Source organism: Amycolatopsis azurea DSM 43854 (genome assembly GCF_001995215.1).
GTDB lineage: Bacteria > Actinomycetota > Actinomycetes > Mycobacteriales > Pseudonocardiaceae > Amycolatopsis > Amycolatopsis azurea.
In genome coordinates this window covers 220,974-234,226 of record NZ_MUXN01000016.1, presented here as the reverse complement: position 1 = coordinate 234,226, position 13,253 = coordinate 220,974, and the positions used below count along the sequence as shown (strand labels likewise).

Below are 13,253 nucleotides of genomic sequence, written 5' to 3'. Positions count from 1 at the left end.
TCACTCTGAGCGACACCTCGCGCTCGCACCCGCGGCGCACGTAAACCAGCAGCCGAATTCTGCGTATTCGAACCAGGAGACCGCGATCCGGTCGCCGCACGGCGGCCCGAAGATCACTTGGGGCGGCCCGCCGTTCACCCCGAAGACCGGACCGAACCGGCTCCGGTTCGTCCTGAACGGTCCTCTCACGGAAGTCGACCGGCTCGTCTCGCTCGGCGCGACCCGAAGGGGACCCGAGGAAAACGGCCGGGTCGGCATGGCGGATCCCGACGGCAACGAGTTTTCTGTCGTGGTGCTTGGCTAGCCTCCGCGGTATGGACATGAGAGCCGTGGCCGAGGCCCTCCTCGCAGGGGACCGCGTCAGTAATTGGGATCTGCGAGACGCCGGACCGGATGATTTCCCCGAACTGCGCGAAATCCGGCGAACCGGGAATCAAGCGCTGCGCAACGCCGCACGCACTCTGCTGTTCGGGCTGGGCGGGCCGGAAGCGCTCGGCGAGTACGACCTCGCGCTCGTCCGCCGTCTGATCCGGGGCAAGCTCGCCGACGACATGCCCGTCCCGATGGACTGTTGCGAACTCTGGTACGCCATCCCGACAGCGGACCAGACGGCGGTGCTCGACGCGTTCGGCCTGTCCGATCCGGAGCCGGTGACCATGGCGCTGGGCACCGAGATCTGGCGGCAGCACTACGACTCCGGACATCAACGCTGCGCACGGGTCTACGTCAGCCCCGCGCTCGACGGCTGGACGCTCGTTTTCGGACGGCCGTCGGACGATCAGCACCCGGCGAGTGTCACCGACGAAAGCACCTGGGGCATCGAGCCGCGTGAGCAGTACCTGGCCATGCTCGCGAACGAGAAAGCCCATCGCGAGGTAGCGCGGGAGAGGTGCGCCGAACTCAGCCGCCGGTTCGGCGCGGCGCACCAGTACTGGCGCAGCTACGGCGACTCGACGACTTCGTGGTGCGTCGCCGAAAAAGGCGAACTGGTCCGGTTCTACGACGTCTCCGCTCCCGAGGAGTCGGTCGGCGAACTCGCGGCCGAAACCGGCTACCTGCTCCCCCACGAGGACACCCCGCTGCCCGAGGGCTGGGCCGATGACATCGAGCACACCGAGAATCCCTTTGACTGGCAACGGGAATGGGTCCGGCGCTACCGACGTCTCAAGGCGGAGCTCGGTCTTCCGGACCATTGCAACGCCGACACGATCGCCGAAGCGATTTCGGTGCACCCTGGCAAGATCGGCCCGCACACCCGCGTGGAAGGGCGCGGGGTCATAACACTCACCAGATGTGGCCGGGAGTATGGCCACCCGCGGACCCTGTTGCGAGGCCTCACTTACACGCCCGCGCCCGAACGACCTTCGCTCCTCGACGAAGACCAGACCTGACGAACCACAGGTACGCTCCGCCGTACGGCACAGGATGGAAATTGGTCTACACCTATTGACGCGCGTCAGGTCGGCGGCTCAAGCTGCATTGACCGAGGGCCATCTTCCACTGTCGGAGGTTCGGCGTGCCAAGGAGAACCAGAAAACTACTCCCCCTGCTGGCGTCGCTCATCGCGCTGGCCGGACTCATGATCGTCGTCATCAGCCCCTCCACGTCGAGCGCGGCAGGCCACGAGGACTGCCGTCCCGACGGGCTGTACCGGACACCCGGCGTCGACACCCCCTACTGCACCGTCTACGACACGAACGGCCGGGAAAGCCTGGGAGAAGGGCATTCCCGCCGCGTGATCGGCTACTTCACCAGCTGGCGAACCGGTAAGAACGGCGCGCCCGCGTATCTCGCGAGCAACATCCCGTGGACCAAGGTCACCCACCTCAACTACGCGTTCGCCCATGTCGACGCGCAGAACAAGGTGTCGGTCGGCGCCCCGGGCCCGAACAACGAGTCCATCGGCATGGAATGGCCGGGCGTGCCCGGCGCCGAGATGGATCCGTCGTTGCCCTACAAGGGACATTTCAATCTGCTGAACAAGTACAAGAAGCAGTACCCGAACGTGAAGACGCTGGTTTCGATCGGCGGCTGGGCGGAGACCGGCGGCTTCCTGAACCCGGACGGCACGCGCAACGCGTCGGGCGGGTTCTACAAGATGACGCAAAGCCAAGCGAGCATTGACACCTTCGCGGATTCCGTCGTGAAGTTCCTCCGCGACTACGGTTTCAACGGCGCGGACATCGACTACGAGTACGCGACGTCGGCGAACTACGCCGGCAACCCGGACGACTACTGGATCGCGCAGAGCAACCGCGGCACGCTGTGGGCGGGCTACGAGAACCTGATGCGCACGCTGCGCCAGAAGATCGACCAGGCGGGTGCCGCCGACGGCAAGCACTACCTGCTGACCGCGGCCGTCCCCGCGTCCGGCTGGCTGCTGCGCGGCCAGGAGGTCTACGGCGTCACACAGTATCTCGACTACGCCAACATGATGAGCTACGACCTGCACGGCGCGTGGAACCAGTTCGCCGGGCCGAACGCGGCGCTCTACGACAACGGCAAGGACGCGGAACTCGCGCACTGGCAGGTGTACACGACACCGCAGTACGACGGGCAGGGCTATCTCAACACCGACTGGGCCTATCACTACTTCCGCGGCGCCATGCAGGCCGGCCGGATCAACATCGGCGTCGGGTTCTACACCCGCGGCTGGCAAGGAGTGTCCGGCGGGACGAACGGGCTGTGGGGCAACGCTCCACTGCCGGACCAGAAACAGTGTCCACCCGGCACCGGTTCCCAGGTCGGTTCGACCGTGCCATGCGGTAACGGCGCGATCGGCATCGACAACCTCTGGCACGACATGAGCCTGACGGGCGCCGAGGTACCGGCGGGCGCGAACCCCATGTGGCACGCGAAGAACCTCGAGAACGAGATCACCCCGGACTATCTGGAGAAGTACGGGCTGGACCCGAAGAACAACCCGAAGGACCGGCTCTCCGGTACTTACAACCGGTTCTACGACAACACGATGGTGACGCCGTGGCTGTGGAACAACGACAAGAAGGTGTTCCTGTCCACTGAGGACGAAGAGTCTCTCGCCACGAAGGCCAAGTACGTGGCCGACAAGGGCATCGGCGGCGTCATGATCTGGGAGCTGGCGGGCGACTACGCCTTCGACAGCGCCAAGGGCCAGTACTTCATGGGCGACACGCTGATCACGAAGATCAACGACGGACTGCGCGGTGCCGCCCCGTACGGCGCCTCCAAGTCGTCGCGCCCGGCGCCGTCGTCGGTGCTGAACGCGAACGTCAACCTGACCGGGTTCGCACTGGGCGACGCGAACTACCCGATCACCCCGCGGATGCGCATCACCAACAATTCGACCACCACCATCCCCGGTGGGACGAAGATCGAGTTCGACTACGGCACGAGCGCGCCCGGCAGCATGTCCGACCAGTCCGGCTTCGGTCTGTCGGTCACGAGCAAGGGGCACAGCGGGCCCAACGTCGGCGGGATGAAGGGAGACTTCCAGCACGTCGCGGTGACCGTGCCGAGCTGGCAGACCATCGCCCCGGGTGCGACGGTCGAGATCCGGCTGAACTACTACATGCCGATCGCGTCGCCGTCGAACTTCACGTTCACCTTCGGCGGGACGACCTACGCGATCGCGTCGGACAACCCGCGTGGCGGCGGCGCTCCGCCGACGACCACCACCACACCGACGACGGGGACCACGACCACGACACCCACCACCACGACGTCCAGTCCGACGACCACGACCCGGCCGACCACCACCACTCCGACGACGACCACCTCGGTGCCGTCCGACGCGTGGAAGCCGAACGTGGACTACGCGACCGGCGCCCGGGTGACGTACAACGGCGCGGCGTACGTGTGCCGACAGGGCCATCGGTCCCTGCCGGGCTGGGAGCCGCCGAACGTGCCTGCCCTCTGGACAGCGGCCTGACAGACCCCGGCAGCGCACACTGAAGGGAGCTTTCCCCGCATCTCATGCGGGGAAAGCTCCCTTCACCTCGTCACATGCGGGGAAAGTCCCCTTCAGCCCACGAGCTTCAGTAGCGTCCGGCGGTCAATTCGTCGAACCCCGGGAAGTCCCCGGCCAGCGTCGCGCCGGTGAAGTTCCCGACCCAGCCGCCGTCGTCGTGGAAGAACCGGACCGACACGTAATCCGGCCGCGTCCCCATGTCGAACCAGTGCGTGGTGTTCGCGGGCACGCTCAGCAGGTCTCCGGCCTCGCACAGCACCGCGTACACCTTCCCGCCGACGTGCAGGTAGAAAACGCCGGACCCGCGCGCGAAGAAGCGGTCTTCGTCATCGTCGTGGGTGTGCTCGGCGAGGAACTTCTGCCGCGCTTCGGCGGCTTCGGCCGCCCAGCCGGGCTCGTCGGACGGCGTCATGCGGACGGCGTCCACGAAGGTGTAGCCCTCGGCCGCCGAGACCTTGCCGATCTGCTCCTCGTAAGCGGCCAGCACCTGCTCCGGCGTCACTTCGCGCGGCAGGTCACCGACGAGATCCCACCGGTCGAACCGGACGCCGAGCCGCCCCAGTTCACCGGTGATCACGGCCGGGTCCTCGGTCCTGAGCGCGATCTCGTCGGGCCGGTCGTCCGGCCACACGGTCAGCAAGGTCATCGCACTCCCCTTTTCTCGACGACAAGTCTTGTCTCTACCCGGAACCGGAGCAACCACTCCAAACATTCCAGCCGATGACGCGCGTGGCGCAGGTCATCGCCCCAGACGTAGATCCCGTGCCGCGCGACGATCACCGCCGGCGTGTCCGCCCGGAACCCCGCCTCGAACGCGTCACCGAGGACGCGCATGTCCTGGCCGTTGGCGATCACCGGGATCGTCACCAGGTCGTCGTGCGCGGCGCGGCCGAAACCCTTGAGCATCTCCAGGTCCCGCAGTTCGACGCCGTCGGGCCAGTGCTCGGCGGCCACCACCGGCGCGAGCGCGTGCACGTGGATCACCGCACCGGCGCCCGACACCGCCGCGATCCGGGCGTGCAGCCCGGCCTCGGCCGAGGGCACCTTGTCCGGATGCGGCTGGTCGGCGACGGCCAGCCCGTCCTCCCCGACCACCACGACGTCGTCGCTGGTCAGCTCGCCTTTGTCCCGGCCGCTGACGGTGACGGCGACCCGTAGCGGATCGCGGCCGAGTACCACCGACAGGTTGCCCGAAGTACCCCGCATCCAACCCAACCCGGCGAAACGGGCGGATTCTTCGGCGAGCGCGCGGCCGGCGAGTTCCAGGACACTCATCGAGGGACGACCTTCACCTCGTCGAACGTCCGGATCGTCCGGTGCGTCCCGAAATCCGCGTCGCCGAACGGCTCGCCGTCGCGCGCGAGGCCGACGGTCTGCCAGCCGTCGGCGGCGGCCCCGTCGAGTTCGGCCGGGACGTCGGAGAAGAACACGATGTCGCCCGGCTCGGCCTCCAGCGCGGAGGCGATCGCGCGATACGACGGCGCCTCGCGTTTCGGCCCGGCGTTGACGGTGTCGAAGTGCTGCTCGAACAGGCCGGTGACGTCGCCGTCGGTGGTCCGCGAGAACGACGCGACCTGCCCGGCGACCGAGCCGGAGGAGAACACCGCGAGCCGCAGGCCCGATTCGTGCCACGCCCGCAGTGCCGGGGCGACGTCGCCGAAGAACTCCGTCGTGAGGTCGCCGTCGGCGTACCCGCGTTGCCAGATGAGGCCCTGCAACGTCTTCAGCGGCGCGATCTTCTGATCCGCGTCCATCCAGCCGTGCAGCACCCGCACGACGTCCACTGTGGACGCTTCCGCCGGGAGCCCGCCGAGTTCCTTGATCCGCGCGACGGCGTCGGCGACCTCCGGGTCGTCCGGGTGCTCGTCGATCCACGGGCCGAGCCGCGGGCGCGCGTAGTCGTAGAGGGTCACGTGCACGTAGCTGGTGGCGGTCAGCGTGCCCTCGATGTCGAGGACCACCCATCGGGCGGTCAGCGTTGCGGTCACTGGTTCGCTTCCCCTTCTGCGTAGTACTCGCGGAGCCGTCCGGGCTCGTAAGCCCCGCGGTCGGTCACCACCGCGGTCACGAAACGCGGTGGTGTCACGTCGAAGGCCGGATAGTGGCCGCGGACGCGTTCGCCGGCGACGCGGTGGCCGAGCGCGCTCAGCACCTCGTCGCCGTCGCGGTATTCGATCGGCACGTCGGCGCCGGTCGGCGTGGCCTGGTCGGGCGCTTGGACCATCGCGTAGAACGGCACGCCGAACGCGTCCGCCGCCACCGCGAGCCCCAGTGTGCCGATCTTGTTGACGACGTGGCCGTCCATCGCGACCCGGTCGGCCGCGGTCACCAGCGCGCCGACCTCGCCCGAGGACAGCACCGCGGCGCCCATCCCGTCGGTGATCAGCCGGGTGTCCGCGCCCATCTCGACGAGGGTCTCGGCGGTCAGCCGCGCGCCTTGCAGGTACGGCCGGGTTTCCGTGCAGAAGAAGGAGAACTCCTTGCCCTGTCGTCGCGCGGCCAGCACGAACTCGACGAGGTACAGGTCGGCCCAGCAATGCGTCAGCACGGTCGCCTTGTCCGGCACCAGCGCGGCAGCGTGTTCACCGAGCGCGCGGCTGCGTGACCGATACAATTCGTCACCTGCTTGCGCTCCCCTCGAAGCGGCTTCGACGAGATCGCCGGTCGACTTGTCCACTTCGGACAGTACGACGGCGACGGCCTTGCGCAAATGGTTGTTGGTCTTGCGGGTCTCGACGATCCGCTCCCCCACCCGTCGCAAGTACGCCCGAGGGTCCGCGAGGCCGGACGCCTCACGGGCGGCGAGCACCATCGCGCCCAGCGCGGCGAAATAGGGTCCGGACGACTGCGTGACCATGTCCTCGATGGCCACCGCGACCTCCTCCGAAGTCCGGCACAGCACCCACTTCCGCTCGAACGGGAAGACCCGGCGGTCGAGGATGTGCACGCCTTCGCCGTCGAGGCGGACACTTTCGGCGAGGATCGGCAGCGTCATCAGCTGTACCCCGAAAGGCACGGCGGGATCGCGTTGAGGAAGTGGTCGCCGACCTCGCGGGCCTTGTACGTCACAGGGTCATGCAGGGTCAGTGTGCGGGCGTTGCGCCAGAAGCGATCGAAGCCGTACTTGGTGGCCGTGGCCCGCGCGCCGGTGAACTCGAAGACCTTGCTCGTGGTCTCGACGGCCACCCGGCTCGCGACGATCTTCGCCGACGAGATGGCGATCGCCGCCTCTGCGCGCTCGGCCGGGGTCAGGTCGAAACCGCGCTCGTCGGCCTCACCGAGGGCGGAAACCGCCGCGTCGACGGCGAATCCGGCCGCCCGCGCGGTCGCGACCAGTTCGCCGTAACCGGCCAGGATGTACGGATCCTGGGTCGCTTTGTCCACATCGGACAGAGTCCAGGCCCGCGCCGTTTCCCGCGTGTAGACCGCCGCGGCGTCGAGCGCGCCGACCGCGAGGCCGACGTACACCTGCGCCAGCATCAGCTGGAATCCGATCGCCGCCAGGGAAATCCTCGGCACCTTCGGATCCGACTGGTCCTCCGGCTGGACACCGAGAACGTCGTCACGCGCGATCCGGACGGACTCGAACCGCACCGCGCCGCTCGCGGTGAGCCGCTGGCCGATGTTGTCCCATTCCCCGGGGAAGGTGATCCCGTCGGCCCGGGCGTCGACGACGAAGGTCAGCTTCTCGTCGTTGTCGGTCCTCGTCGCGCTGACCACCAGGCGATCGGCGACGGCCGCTCCGGTGGCGAAGGTCTTGGTGCCTTCGACGGTGAACCCGTCGTCGGCCGGGGTGAGCAGCAGGGCGGCGTCGAGCGGATTGCTCACGCCCGCCCAGAACCAGCCCGGTTCGCTCGCCGCGCGCGGCCCGAACAGGCCGGTGCGCCACAGCTGCAGGTAGTGGTAGCCGAGCAGATGACCGACCGACGCGTCCGCGGCGGAGACGATGCGGGTGGCCTGGTTCGCGGCCGCCCAGCCGGCGGTGTCGAGCAGGGGCAGCAGCCCGGACTCGCGCAGCAGGCCGACCTCGTGCACGGGAAGCCGTCCGGCGAGGTCCCGCTCGGCCGCGTCCGCCGCCAGGGTGCCTGCCAGTTCGAGCGCCGCCTTGCGCCACGCTTCGGTCATTCCGCCCCTTCCAGCTGGATCAGCGCGTCGAGCGCCACGCGGGTCGCCCTCGCCACCCCGGCGGCCACGACGTCGCGATGCGGGTCGTAGGCCGACGGGTCGGGATGCTCGGGCCGCGCGTCGCCGTCGATCACGAGCACACCACCGGCCCGCAGGCCGCGCAATGCCGCGAACACGAGCAGGGTGGAGAGTTCCATCTCAATGGCGATCACCCGCGCGGCCAGGTAGTCGGCCATCGGGAGGGTGAGCACCAGCGGGCTGAACGCGGCCCGCGTCCACACCACGCCCCGGTGCGCCTCGGGAGCCGCGCGGCTCAGCGCCACGACGGCCTCCGGCGTGGCGAACGCCGGGTACTCGGGGTGGATGAGCTGCTGGGTGACACCGTCGTCGCGGACCGCAGCCTCGGCGATGACGAGATCGCCGTCGGTGATGCCGTCGGCCAGCGAACCGGCGGTGCCGAGCCGGAGGAAGGTGCGGACGCCCGCCTCGGCCAGCTCGCCGAACTGGCACAGCGCGCCCGGGCCGCCGACGCCGTGCGAGGACACGACGACCGGGACACCCTTCCAGGTGCCAGTAAAGCTGCGGTACTCACGGTTCTGCCCGACGAGGACGGCGTCCTCCAGCGACTCGGCCACCGCGGTCGCGCGGTCCGGGTCGCCCACGACGAGGGCGCGCGGCGGCAGTCCGTGCCGGGGGATCTTGGTGATGGGCAGGACGTCGCTCACGCGGGCTGTCCCTTCTCGCGTTTCAGGTTGGACAGGAACAACGCCACGAGCGTGACGACATAGGGCGCGGCGTCGGTGGCCTGCTGCGGGAGGCCGATGCCCTGGAGCCGGAAGCCGAACGCCTCGGCGAGGCCGAACAGCAGCGCCGCGAGCAGCACCCCGAGCGGATGCGCGCGGCCCAGCATGACCGCGACGACGGCGATCCAGCCGCGGCCGGCGGTCATGTTCTCGGCGAACAAGGTCACCGAGCCCAGCGCCAGTTGCGCACCACCCAGACCGCACAGCGCTCCCCCGGCGAGGATCACCCCGTAGCGGTACTTGGTCACGTTGACGCCGAGGCTGGACGCGGCTTCCGGGCGCTCGCCGACGCCGCGCAGCCGCAGGCCCCACGGATGCCGGTACAGCAGCACCGCGAGCGCGGGCACGGCCAGCCAGGACAGGTAGACCAGCAGCGACTGCCCCGGGATCGGGCCGAACTGCCCCAGCCCCTGCAAGGTGGGATCGCTGAACGAACCCTCGGTGCCGAAGACCGTCCGGATGAGGAAGCTCGTCAGCCCGACCGCGAGCAGGTTGCTCGCGACGCCCAGGACGATCGGGTCGCCGTCGAAGGTGATCGACCCGATCGCGAGGATCAGCGAGTACGCCGTCGCCGCGATCACCGCCGCGACGACGCCGATCCAGGCGCTGCCGGTGTACCAGCTCCCGGCGACGGCACCGAAGCAGCCGACCAGAAGCAAGCCTTCCAGGGAGATGTTGAAGACCCCGGCCCGCTGGCACAGCGCGCCCGCGAGCGCGGCGAACAGGATGGGCGTCAGCGCGGTGAGCGCCGAGGAGAACAGGCTCGCGTCGATCATGCCCGCCTCGCCTTCCGTTTGAAGACCCCCGATGTGGCCGCGAGGAAGATGATCAGCACCGCCTGCAGGACCGCGGTCAGCTCGCGCGGGACCTGGGTGGCGCGTTCCATCGCGAACCCGCCGCTGGTCAGCGCCGCGAAGAACACCGCCGCGAGCAGCGTCCCGAGCGGGCTGGCCCCGGCGAGCAGCGCCGCGAGCAGGCCGATCCAGGTGTACTGCGGCGTGATCAGCGCGCCGTCGATGAACCGGTACGGGAAGCCGAGGACGGCGATCGCGCCGACCAGCCCGGCCGTCCCGCCCGACGCGGCCAGCAGCCGCAGCGTGAGTTTCGGCCGGTCGATCCCGGCATAGGCGGCGAACTTCGGGGCCCAGCCGGTCACCTTGGTCTCGAATCCGGCGGGTGTGCGGGCGTCGAGCACCGCGTAGACCGCGATCACCGCCACCACCAGGAAGATCCCGGTCGTCACGCCGTCGATTTCGGGCAGCCGCGCGCCTTCGGTCAGCTGCGGGCTCTGCGGCAGGCTGGAACCGGCGTCCTTCAGCGGGAACCGCACGAGGTATCCGGCGAGCGACATCGCCGGATAGCTCAGCAACAGAGTGCTGATCAGCAGCGGGACGCCGAGACGGTTCTCGCAGACCGCGGCCAGCGCGGCGTACCCGGCTCCGGCGAGAGCACCCGCGAGCAGCGCGAGCACCACTTTGACCGGCCCGGGGCCGGGCACGTACAAGCCGACCGCGAGCGCGCTGATCGCGCCGAGCACCAGCTGTCCCTCGCCGCCGAGGTTCACCATGCCCGCGCGGAGCGGGATCGCGAGCGCGGTCGCCATCCCCGCGACGGGGACGGCGTAGGCGAGGGTGTCGCCGATGCCATCGGGACCGAACGCGCCGGAGACGATCGCCCCGTAGGCGGCCAGCGGATCGGTTCCGGTGGCCAGCAACAGGATCGCGCCGAGGACGAGCGCCGCCACGACCGGGACGACGACGAGGCGGACGCGGGTCATCCAGCACCTCCGGCCATCGCCAGGCCGACCGTGTGCGGATCGGCCTCGTCCTTGGTGAACTCCGCGACGATCCGGCCTTCGAACAGCACGAGCACGCGGTCCGACAGCGCCAGGACTTCGCTGAGTTCGGCGGAGATCAGCAGGACGGCGTGCCCGGCGTCGCGGTGGGCGACGAGCCGGGCGTGGATGTTCTCGATCGCGCCGACGTCGACCCCGCGGGTGGGCTGCTCGACGAGCAGGAACGGGGCGTCGTGGGTGAGTTCGCGGCCGAAGATCGCCTTCTGCTGGTTTCCCCCGGACAGCGTGCCCATCGCGGCGGCGGGACCTGCCCCGCGGACGTCGTAGTCCCCGATGATCGCCGACGCGTGCTCGTCGATCGCCTTGCGGCGCAGGAATCCCTTGCGTGCCAAGGGTCGCTTGCGGTGGAAGCCGACGGCCAGGTTGTCCCGGAGGCTCGCCGTGGGCGCCGAGCCGACCTCGGCGCGGTCTTCCGGGACATGCGCGAGCCCGGCGTCTCTTCTGGCCCGAACCGACAGCCCGTCGAGATTCTGTCCTTTGAGGACGATCGTGCCGCCGGTCTTCAGGAGGCCGGTGAGCGCGCCGGAGAGTTCGGCCTGTCCGTTGCCCGCCACCCCGGCGACGCCGACGATCTCCCCCGCGTGCACGGCGAGAGAGACTTTGTCCAGCAAAGGTTTTCCTTCCGTACCGGGAACGGTCAGGGAACGGGCTTCGAGGATGACGTCACGGGGCGACCCGGCCGGGTGGACGCGGTCGAGGTCGACGTCGCGGCCGGTCATCGCCGCGGCGAGCCCGGCGGCGTTCTGGTCCGCCGTGCGCCCGCGGGCGCTGACGCGGCCGTCGCGCAGCACCGTGACGTGGTCGCTGACGGCGAGGACTTCTTGGAGTTTGTGCGACACCAACAGGATCGTGCGATCCTCGGCGGCGAGAGCGCGCAGCACACCGAACAGCCGCTCGGTTTCGGGCGGGGTCAGCACGGCGGTGGGTTCGTCGAGGATCAGGACCCCGGCCTCGCGGTACAGGAGTTTGAGGATCTCGACCCGTTGCCGGAGCCCGACCGGCAGGTCACGGACCCGGTCGCCGGGCCGCAGCCGCAGTTCGTGCCGCTCGATCAGTTCGGTGACATGGGCGGTCGCCGCCTTGCGGTCCAGCAGGCCGCGGCGGGTCGGTTCGCTGCCGAACACGACGTTCTCGGTGACGGTGAGTTCGCCGAAGAGCGCGAAGCCCTGCTGCACCATGCCGACACCGGCGTCGATCGCCTGCGCGGGCGAGCCGAAGGAGACTTCCTTGCCGTGCAAGGAGATCGTGCCCTCGTCGGGCCGGTGCAGACCGTAGAGCACGGACATGAGCGTGGACTTGCCCGCGCCGTTCTCGCCCATCAGGGCATGGATCTCGCCTCTGCCGACGTCGAGGTCCACGTGGTCGTTCGCGAGCACTCCGGGGAACCGCTTGACGATCCCCCGGAGTGAGACGGCGTCAGGATTCGGCGGGGTCATCGACGACGATCGCGCCCGAGATGATCTGGTCCCGCAACTCGCCGACCTTGGCCAGCACGTCGGGGTGGCTCGCGACGACGCACTGCGACGTCGAGGCGTCCGGCTCCAGTCCGGTCAGGGAGATGCCCTTCTCCTTGACACCGTACGACTTCGTCTCGCCGGTCTTGCCGCCGAGGATCGCGTCGACCCCGTCGCCGATGACCACGTTGGTGCGCTTGATGACGTTGTCCACGACCTGGCCCGGGCTGGCCGGGCACTGGTTGGCGTCGACGCCGAACGCGAAGAACCCGCCCTGTTTCGCCGCTTCGAACACGCCGAGATTGCCCGCCGCCGAGGCCGCGCCCATGACGTGGTCGACGCCCTGACCGGCGAGGGTGGCGGCCAGCGCCTTCGCGCGGGCCGGGTCGTTGAACGGGTTCGCGCCGCCAATGAACAGCGGGGCCAGCGTGGTGCCGGGCTTGGCCTTCTCCGCCCCCTTCCCGAACGGGATCGAGTACCGGCGGAACTGGGGCGCGTCGAGCACGACGACCGCGCCGACCTTGCCGGACTTGCTCAGCAGCCCGGCTTCGGCGCCGGCGAGGTAACTGCCTTCGTGCTCACGGAACACCGCGCAGGTGACGTTCGGGAACGGTTTGGTGGTGCAGGAATCCACGAACAGGAACTTCTGCCCGGGATTGCGCTCGGCCTCGGCCGCGATCGCGTCGGCGAAGTTGAAACCGACCGCGACGATCACGGCGGGCTTCTCGCGCACCGCGGCCGCGAGGTTCTGCTGGATCGACGCCGGATCGGTGCTCTGGAACACCTTCTGCGTCCCGTTGTGCTTCTTGGCCGAGTCCTCGATGCCCTGGACGGCGAGCTTGAGGAAGTCGTTGACCCCGACCGGGCTCGGCGTGATCAGGACGAACGCGGGCCCGGTGGCGTTCTGCGCGGCCGGATCCTTGGCCGAGGCGTTGCACGCGGCGAGGAGCGTGACGGCGGAAACGGCCATGACGGCCCGCAGGAGGGTTCTCGGCGACATGTCCCGGACTGTATGTCTCCGGTCCACGATATGGCACCGAGTCCCACCATGCGGACCCGTGTCGGTC

General features: G+C 69.3%; 13 protein-coding genes. 3 read left to right on the top strand and 10 right to left on the bottom strand.

Features of this window, described 5'->3' with window-relative positions:
• Positions 1-85: 85 nt before the first annotated feature.
• The 3 genes from B0293_RS22190 to B0293_RS22180 all read left to right on the top strand — a co-directional run bounded on the left by B0293_RS22190 (position 86) and on the right by B0293_RS22180 (position 3,910).
• Positions 86-304 carry a VOC family protein gene (locus B0293_RS22190; protein ID WP_280620264.1) on the top strand — a complete coding sequence of 73 codons (219 nt, stop codon included), beginning with the start codon at positions 86-88 and terminating at the stop codon, positions 302-304.
• 10 nt (positions 305-314) lie between these two features.
• Positions 315-1,391: a hypothetical protein gene (locus B0293_RS22185; RefSeq protein ID WP_245191940.1), complete on the top strand. Its 1,077-nt coding sequence runs from the start codon at positions 315-317 to the stop codon at positions 1,389-1,391.
• A gap of 125 nt (positions 1,392-1,516) precedes the next feature.
• The gene (locus tag B0293_RS22180; RefSeq protein WP_005157189.1) at positions 1,517-3,910 is read left to right on the top strand and encodes a chitinase C-terminal domain-containing protein; all 2,394 of its coding nucleotides are present in this window, start codon (positions 1,517-1,519) and stop codon (positions 3,908-3,910) included.
• A 106-nt stretch (positions 3,911-4,016) separates the two neighbouring features.
• Here the strand turns inward: B0293_RS22180 and B0293_RS22175 are convergent, their stop codons facing one another.
• Genes B0293_RS22175 through B0293_RS22130 form a run of 10 tightly spaced genes read right to left on the bottom strand, consistent with a single transcriptional unit; the run spans position 4,017 to position 13,186 of the window.
• Entirely contained in the window at positions 4,017-4,595 is a 579-nt protein-coding gene (locus tag B0293_RS22175) for a 1,2-dihydroxy-3-keto-5-methylthiopentene dioxygenase (protein WP_005157187.1), read from the bottom strand.
• Positions 4,592-5,224, bottom strand: coding sequence for a methylthioribulose 1-phosphate dehydratase (gene mtnB, locus B0293_RS22170; RefSeq protein WP_005157185.1), 633 nt, complete (start codon positions 5,222-5,224; stop codon positions 4,592-4,594). The genes B0293_RS22175 and mtnB overlap by 4 nt, the downstream gene beginning before the upstream one ends.
• Positions 5,221-5,937, bottom strand: a complete 717-nt coding sequence (gene mtnC, locus B0293_RS22165) for an acireductone synthase (protein WP_005157184.1) — start codon at positions 5,935-5,937, stop codon at positions 5,221-5,223. The genes mtnB and mtnC overlap by 4 nt, the downstream gene beginning before the upstream one ends.
• Positions 5,934-6,944, bottom strand: a complete 1,011-nt coding sequence (locus B0293_RS22160; protein WP_005157182.1) for a s-methyl-5-thioribose-1-phosphate isomerase — start codon at positions 6,942-6,944, stop codon at positions 5,934-5,936. Before B0293_RS22160 ends, mtnC begins: the two co-directional genes overlap by 4 nt.
• Positions 6,944-8,074 (bottom strand): acyl-CoA dehydrogenase family protein, encoded by a 1,131-nt coding sequence (locus tag B0293_RS22155; protein ID WP_005157180.1) that lies wholly within the window; start codon positions 8,072-8,074, stop codon positions 6,944-6,946. The genes B0293_RS22160 and B0293_RS22155 overlap by 1 nt, the downstream gene beginning before the upstream one ends.
• Entirely contained in the window at positions 8,071-8,799 is a 729-nt protein-coding gene (locus B0293_RS22150; RefSeq protein ID WP_005157178.1) for a nucleoside phosphorylase, read from the bottom strand. Before B0293_RS22150 ends, B0293_RS22155 begins: the two co-directional genes overlap by 4 nt.
• A complete protein-coding gene (locus B0293_RS22145) occupies positions 8,796-9,653 on the bottom strand; it encodes an ABC transporter permease (protein ID WP_005157176.1) in 858 nt (285 codons plus the stop codon). Before B0293_RS22145 ends, B0293_RS22150 begins: the two co-directional genes overlap by 4 nt.
• Positions 9,650-10,654, bottom strand: a complete 1,005-nt coding sequence (locus B0293_RS22140; protein WP_005157174.1) for an ABC transporter permease — start codon at positions 10,652-10,654, stop codon at positions 9,650-9,652. The genes B0293_RS22145 and B0293_RS22140 overlap by 4 nt, the downstream gene beginning before the upstream one ends.
• Complete coding sequence (locus B0293_RS22135; protein ID WP_005157171.1) at positions 10,651-12,168, bottom strand: ABC transporter ATP-binding protein; 1,518 nt, start codon at positions 12,166-12,168, stop codon at positions 10,651-10,653. Before B0293_RS22135 ends, B0293_RS22140 begins: the two co-directional genes overlap by 4 nt.
• Complete coding sequence (locus B0293_RS22130; RefSeq protein WP_052014439.1) at positions 12,149-13,186, bottom strand: BMP family ABC transporter substrate-binding protein; 1,038 nt, start codon at positions 13,184-13,186, stop codon at positions 12,149-12,151. Before B0293_RS22130 ends, B0293_RS22135 begins: the two co-directional genes overlap by 20 nt.
• Positions 13,187-13,253: the final 67 nt, after the last annotated feature.

Bases quoted from the DNA above. Each gene is read 5' to 3' on its own strand.
- B0293_RS22135 (WP_005157171.1), bottom strand. From the start codon at position 12,168: ATGACCCCGCCGAATCCTGACGCCGTCTCACTCCGGGGGATCGTCAAG.
- B0293_RS22175 (WP_005157187.1), bottom strand. From the start codon at position 4,595: ATGACCTTGCTGACCGTGTGGCCGGACGACCGGCCCGACGAGATCGCG.
- mtnB (WP_005157185.1), bottom strand. From the start codon at position 5,224: ATGAGTGTCCTGGAACTCGCCGGCCGCGCGCTCGCCGAAGAATCCGCC.
- B0293_RS22155 (WP_005157180.1), bottom strand. From the start codon at position 8,074: ATGACCGAAGCGTGGCGCAAGGCGGCGCTCGAACTGGCAGGCACCCTG.
- B0293_RS22130 (WP_052014439.1), bottom strand. From the start codon at position 13,186: ATGTCGCCGAGAACCCTCCTGCGGGCCGTCATGGCCGTTTCCGCCGTC.
- B0293_RS22160 (WP_005157182.1), bottom strand. From the start codon at position 6,944: ATGACGCTGCCGATCCTCGCCGAAAGTGTCCGCCTCGACGGCGAAGGC.
- B0293_RS22145 (WP_005157176.1), bottom strand. From the start codon at position 9,653: ATGATCGACGCGAGCCTGTTCTCCTCGGCGCTCACCGCGCTGACGCCC.
- B0293_RS22140 (WP_005157174.1), bottom strand. From the start codon at position 10,654: ATGACCCGCGTCCGCCTCGTCGTCGTCCCGGTCGTGGCGGCGCTCGTC.
- B0293_RS22185 (WP_245191940.1), top strand. From the start codon at position 315: ATGGACATGAGAGCCGTGGCCGAGGCCCTCCTCGCAGGGGACCGCGTC.